This window comes from Acetomicrobium mobile, assembly GCF_937920065.1.
In genome coordinates this window covers 1-6,447 of sequence record NZ_CALETC010000309.1, presented here as the reverse complement: position 1 = coordinate 6,447, position 6,447 = coordinate 1, and the positions used below count along the sequence as shown (strand labels likewise).

Annotated in this window: 5 protein-coding genes; all 5 read left to right on the top strand. The window is 42.6% G+C overall.

What is annotated here, in order from left to right:
• Positions 1–984 precede the first annotated feature (984 nt).
• Positions 985–2,175 carry a pyridoxal phosphate-dependent aminotransferase gene (locus Q7P41_RS11615; RefSeq protein ID WP_303884431.1) on the top strand — a complete coding sequence of 397 codons (1,191 nt, stop codon included), beginning with the start codon at positions 985–987 and terminating at the stop codon, positions 2,173–2,175.
• 137 nt (positions 2,176–2,312) lie between these two features.
• Positions 2,313–3,320, top strand: a complete 1,008-nt coding sequence (locus Q7P41_RS11610; protein ID WP_303884429.1) for a DctP family TRAP transporter solute-binding subunit — start codon at positions 2,313–2,315, stop codon at positions 3,318–3,320.
• A gap of 74 nt (positions 3,321–3,394) precedes the next feature.
• Positions 3,395–3,880 carry a TRAP transporter small permease gene (locus tag Q7P41_RS11605; protein WP_303884428.1) on the top strand — a complete coding sequence of 162 codons (486 nt, stop codon included), beginning with the start codon at positions 3,395–3,397 and terminating at the stop codon, positions 3,878–3,880.
• Positions 3,877–5,157, top strand: a complete 1,281-nt coding sequence (locus tag Q7P41_RS11600; RefSeq protein WP_369693160.1) for a TRAP transporter large permease — start codon at positions 3,877–3,879, stop codon at positions 5,155–5,157. Before Q7P41_RS11605 ends, Q7P41_RS11600 begins: the two co-directional genes overlap by 4 nt.
• 159 nt (positions 5,158–5,316) lie before the next feature.
• On the top strand, positions 5,317–6,294 hold the full coding sequence (locus tag Q7P41_RS11595; RefSeq protein WP_303884427.1) for a C-terminal binding protein: 978 nt from the start codon (positions 5,317–5,319) through the stop codon (positions 6,292–6,294).
• The last annotated feature ends 153 nt before the right edge of the window (positions 6,295–6,447 follow it).

Genomic DNA, 6,447 nt, shown 5'->3' with positions numbered 1-6,447 from the left:
TCTCCCTCCGTAAGTTGAGTAAAATCTATCACGGCTTTATCCTCTTGTCAATAGGAAAAGGGCTCTATTTCAAATAGTGTGGAAAGTTTGTGGGGAAATATCCTTGTTCAATCCAAGGCCCTTCTTTAAAATTTTTGGGTGAACACAAGTAATCTACTGAAACGAGTGGTCCTTTTCTGTTTTTCCTCAATAAATTTGTCATATAAACGTTTTACGTGGTCAGCACATAGGTGTTTGACAAACGAACATGCATATGATACTGTCTCAAATATATAAAGACAAACATGTACATATATATGCGGAATAAGGGACAGTCGGCTTTAGCATGATATAAAAAGAGAGGGATGATATGTTATTGCAATATTTTTCGTACCTTGATAATAATATATTAAGATGGAGTACGTGTTTTTGCTTCATATTTGCGTAAATAAGCCACATTCCTCTCTTTATTTGTCATTTAGAATAAGTTAATTTTGAAACAACATACTGCTGAATAATGATGAAAATAAATCATATTTTTTGATTATCTACTAATTATCGTTTCTTGTAATATTATAAAACCAAAATTATACAAATATGTTTTTTCTATCCAGCTATTTTATTTGGTCTTTTAAATTGTTTCTACATATCCCAATAGAGAAGAAAGCTACAGTTTTAGTCATAGTCGCAATAAAAATTATCTATTTTATCCATAAATGTAATGTGATTATGTGTCCATTAGTTCATGTTGTATAGATGTTTTGGCTTTTTTGTTGAGGCCCAATCTGTGAGTTTGCTAATCGTTAAAAGTCCGGTTGGAAGATATAATTTTGTGTCTACACTAAAAAGCATCTTTCACAATGGTATACGTCCTAACATTTAATATAACCTCCCCTTTGATATCGATATTTCTTGGGCAATTTGAAGATATAAACTTGTGAATACGGCTTTTTGGTAAGCTCAAGATATAAAATCGTATATTTAGTAAGGAGGAATGATGTTGTGATGGCAACAAAATGCAAATTTCCCAATAGTCGTATGGTTAATATTCCACTAAAGGGAGGAATTCGGGAAATCCTGGCATATGCTGAGGACCTGGAAAGACAAGGACGGGATATTGTGCATATGGAGATTGGGCGGCCTGATTTCGACTCGCCGCCTGCTGCAAAGGAATGCGTCAAGGAATCTCTCGATGCTGGGAATGTCCACTACACTGATATGGCAGGGGACCCAGATCTCCGACTGGCCTTAGCGGAAAAGTACTCAAAGGAAAATGGTCTTTCCGTCGATCCTGATAAAAATGTCCTAGTTACAGTTGGGGCTATGGAAGCAATGCTTGTTGCCTTTTTGACCCTCCTTGAGCCGGAAGACCAAGTTATCGTCCCTGCACCCTATTTTGCAGCGTACTCGGATCAGCTATCCATTGTTGGTGCAAAACTGGTTACTGTGCCCTGCCGCATGGAAAATGGATTCCGTCTCCAAGTCAAGGATCTTGAAAAAGCAGTGACGGATAAAACTAAGCTCATTGTTCTCAATTCTCCCAACAACCCTACGGGGGCTGTTCTCTCCAGGGAAGACCTTTCTGCAATAGCGAAACTCGCTAGGGAAAAGGATCTGTGGGTACTTTCAGACGAGTGTTACGAAAAATTTCTATATGAGGGGGAACATTTGAGCATCTTTTCCCTTCCAGGCATGAGCGAACGTTCCATCATTGCATCAAGCGCTTCCAAGACATGGTCCATGACAGGATGGAGGGTAGGCTGGCTTGTAATGCCTCAAGAAATGACACCCTATGCAGTGAAATGTCACCAAAACATCACGTCCTGCGCCACCTCTTTTGCTCAAACAGGTGTTGCTTTTGCGCTAAGACATGCCGATGACTACGTTGCGGATATGGTAGCTGAGTACCGTCGTCGCAGGGATATGGTGATCAATTATCTCAAGGATATCCCCGGGATAGATTTCGTTGTCCCTCAAGGGGCGTTCTATGTGTTTCCTAGCATCGAAAAACTAGGTATCTCAGCCCTCGATTTCTGCATGTATTTGTTGAAGGAAAAGGGTGTTTCAGTGGTTCCTGGGGATGCCTTTGGAACTCCCGGATTCGTCAGGATCGCCTATTGCCGTTCATACGATGAAATTGAAGAAGGGATGAAACGCATCAGAGAAGCAGCGATAGAACTTATGGCTAGGAAATAAGTTAGTAAAAGTAAAAATTGACATAGCTTGATTGAAAATTATCAGTAGGTAGAAACCAAAAAGCTTTCTTGGATATCCTACTTTGTCTGGCGTATGCATAATTTATAGTAAATAATAGTAGAAGGAGGTAAAAGAAAATGATTAAAAGAGTGGCAATTTTTTCCGTAGCTGCAATATTGTTATGCTTGGTGGCCAATGTGGGTATTGCTGTGGAGGAACAATACGTCCTCAAGATTGGAAGCATCACTCCTGAAACCCACCCATACTATCTAACTTTTAAGGATGTTTTCGTGCCATATATCGAAGAACATGCAGGTGGGCGTATTAAGATTGAATTTTATTTTAACAGCGAGCTTGGCGGAGATAGGGAAATGGTCGAAATGTGTCAGTATGGTGCCCTTGGCATGGATTGTGCCACGCCAAGTACCATCACTGGATTCGATAAGCGGTTCCAGGTTATGGGATTACCCTACCTTTTCAAAGATAAGGAGACAGCTTATCGACTTCTTGATGGCGAACTCGGGTCCACGTTTAATTCGTTTTTACCCAAAATTAACTTATACAACCTTGGGTATTTTGAAAATGGCTTCCGCCATGTGACCAACAATCGTAAACCTATTTACACGCCGGAGGATATGAAGGGACTTAAGATCCGTACTCAGGAAAATCCAATTCATATAGCATTCTTCAGAGCCGTTGGCGCGAATCCGACTCCCATGAACTGGGGTGAGCTTTATACGGCTCTCCAGCAGGGTACTGTTGATGCCCAGGAGAATCCCCTAGTCTTAATTGAAGAGGCGAGGTTTTACGAGGTGCAGAAATATGTTTCACTCACGGGACATGTCTATGAGCCGACTATGCTCGTCACCAGCAAGGCCTGGTTCGATAAACTTCCTGAAGATCTCCAGGAAATTGTTAAAGAAGCATCACGACGCTTCTGTGAGGCTGAGAGAAGGCTGATCAGCGAAGAGGAAAAAGTGGCAAGAGCAAACCTCGAAGAAAAAGGGATGAAATGTAATGAGCTTACGCCAGAGCAAATCGATGCCTTTGTGAAGATTGGCGCTAAACTTTATGACGATATTCGAAAGATTGTGGGGGATGACGAACTCATCGATAACGTAATTCAGTGGACCGCAGATAATTAGGATTGTGGAATAGTTAAGGAGCTTTGCAAGCACAAGTCTCATTTGGAGATTTGGCAAGGCAAGGAGGCAAACTTATGCTCAAGAAACTGAATCTTATAGAAGAATATTTTTTATTGGGGACTCTCGCATTTAACGTTGTTCTTGTTTTTGTGCAAGTTATAATGCGCTATGTCTTCCATCATTCGCTATTCTGGAGCGAAGAAGTGGCTCGCTTTCTGTTTCTCTGGTTTTCTTGGATAGGAACGAGCTTTGCAGTGAGAGAAGGCGCACACGTGAAAGTAACGGTGTTGTTGGACCGTCTCGAAGGTAAGGCAAAGAGTATCTTAGAACTTAGCTCGCTTTTCATTTGGATTGCCTTTTCTATTTTTCTTGCATTTCAGGGCTGGAAAATGACTATGTTTGTAGCTTCTATGCAGCAGACCTCTCCTGCTCTTTATATCCCTATGTATCTGGTTTACGCATCTGTTCCGGTTGGCTCGATGCTGATGACTGCACGCCTTCTGCTGGAGCTGAAGAATTTCCTATCGAATGCCTTATCAGGAAGGGGGGAGGCGCTATGATGAATATCGTTATTCTTTTTGGGTTAATGTTGATTCTTATCTTAATGGGTGTTCCAATTGGTATAACGATCGGTGTATCAACGGCGATATCTATGTTTTTTACCAGTTCAATGCCGCTCATGTTTATAGCTCAAAAGGCCTATACGGGGTTGGATTCCTTTCCCCTTCTTGCTGTACCATTTTTTATTCTTGCAGGATCACTAATGAATAACGGAGGGATATCTAAGCGGCTTATCGATCTGGCCGATGCTATAGTGGGGTTTGCAACGGGCGGATTGGCAATGGTAACAGTATTAGCTTGCATGTTCTTTGCTGCTATCTCTGGGTCAGGTCCCGCCACTGTTTCTGCAATCGGGTCGTTTATGATACCCGCAATGAAGGAACGGAATTACAGGGGGGATTTTGCCACAGCCTTAACTGCTAGTGCTGGAACTATTGGCGTGATTATTCCTCCGTCGATCCCCTTCGTCATCTACGCTATTGCCGCGCAAGTATCCATTGGCGATATGTTTATTGCGGGCATCATCCCTGGATGCTTAATAGGTTTTAGCCTCATGTGTGTGAGCTACTTCATAGCAAAAAAAGGGAATTACGGCAGCAACGAGAGACGTGCAAAGAAGAATGTACTTACAAGTCTAAAAAGATCGTGGGAAGCTTTGATGATGCCAGTAATTATCTTGGGTGGCATTTATGGAGGCATCTTTACCCCTACCGAGGCAGCGGTTGTATCAGTGGTATATGCCTTCATTATAGGAAAGTTCGTTTATAAGGAGCTTGATTTTGAAAAAATCTACAAGAGTATGAAAGAGACGACCCTGATTAACGGTTCCTTGATGTTTATGATTGGACTTTCCATCGCATTCGCAAACTATCTCTCCTTGGCGCAAATTCCCAAGACACTCGCATTGTTGCTGATCAATTTGTCTGATAGCCCCTTCGTCCTCTTGTTGATCATCAACATCTTCCTGCTGGTCATTGGCTGCTTTATTGACAATATCCCCGCCGTTATCATCCTCACGCCCATTTTACTTCCCATCGTTACCCAAGTGGGTATTGATCCGATTCAATTTGGCATGATCATAACCTTTGCCCTTGCGATAGGATTCGTGACGCCGCCGTACGGAATTAACCTTTTCGTGGCATGTTCTATTTCAAAAGAAAGTGTTGAAAAAATTTCAGTGGCCCTACTGCCTTTTATCGCCGTTATGATTGTATGTCTAATGCTTTTTACCTACTTCCCCATTTTAACGATGGGTATTTTTAAATTCATTGGATAAACTTAATGCAACGAGAAGTCGCCTGAAGAAAGGGAAGCGCGTGCCGAATATTTCACAATCCAGAGGGACCGTTGACATTAGGTGACAATTAACTGAAAACGGTAGCCTGCGATGTAAACCGATGAGGAATAGAAAATTTCGTAAAGAGGTGAATGAGTCTTGGCAAAATATACCGTTTTTATGACTGACACAGCATATTTAGACACTTCTATTGAGGAGGCGGAACTGTTAGCGATAGACGCCGAACTCAGGCTTTCTAGCTCTGATGATCCGGCAACACTTCTTGCGGAAGTTGCTGATTGCGACGCCTTGCTTGTAAATTTTGCCACTGTAGGCGCAGATGTCATCAATGCTCTTTCGAGGTGCAAGATTATCGTCAGCGCTGCAATTGGTGTCGATAATATTGATGTCGAGGCGGCAACACGCCGTGGTATTATGGTTGCCAATGTTCCTGACTACTGCATTCAAGAGGTCGCCGACCATACAGTATCCCTTTTTCTTGCAAGCATCCGGAAAGTGGTATACCTTGCAGATAGGGTAAAAACTGGTTTTTGGCAAATTAACGATGCAAAGCCGATTCCAAGACTTCGGGGCAAAGTCTATGGTTTGTTAGGATGTGGCTCAATCGGCCGCGAAGTTGCCAAACGTGTCGCAGCCTTCGGCATGGAAGTCGTGGGGTATGATCCCTACGTGCCGAATGATGTGCTTGCCCAAGCCAATATCCGAAGGATCGAAAACCTTGATGATTTTTTTCCGCTCGTGGATGCCTTTTCCCTCCATGCTCCTTTGACCGACGAAACGTATCATGTCATCAACTGTGAAACTCTTAAGAAGATGAAACCTACAGCTTATTTAATCAATACATCCAGGGGAGCGTTGATCAACGAAAATCACCTTTATCAAGCCTTGAAAGAAGGCATCATCGCTGGGGCAGCGATGGACGTTCTCGAATGCGAACCGCCGAAAGATGTTCCTGATTTAGCAAATCTTCCCAATGTCATCATTACTCCCCATATTGCTTTTTACTCAGAAGAGTCCATCATTGAGCTCAGGCAGAAAGCGGCACAAGAAATCGTCAGGGTACTTGCTGGGCAAGAACCACTGCATTGGGTGAACAGGAAACAAATGAAAAAATAAATCAATATACAAAATTCAGGATATCGCGTACCGCAGTTGAAGAAGGGAGTAACGCTGAGCCCTTGAGGGGGCGTCCACCCCTCAAGGGCTGCCTAAATACAAAACCCAAATGCATATATCCAGATTCATAACAAGGAGGTAGTCGTAATGAAC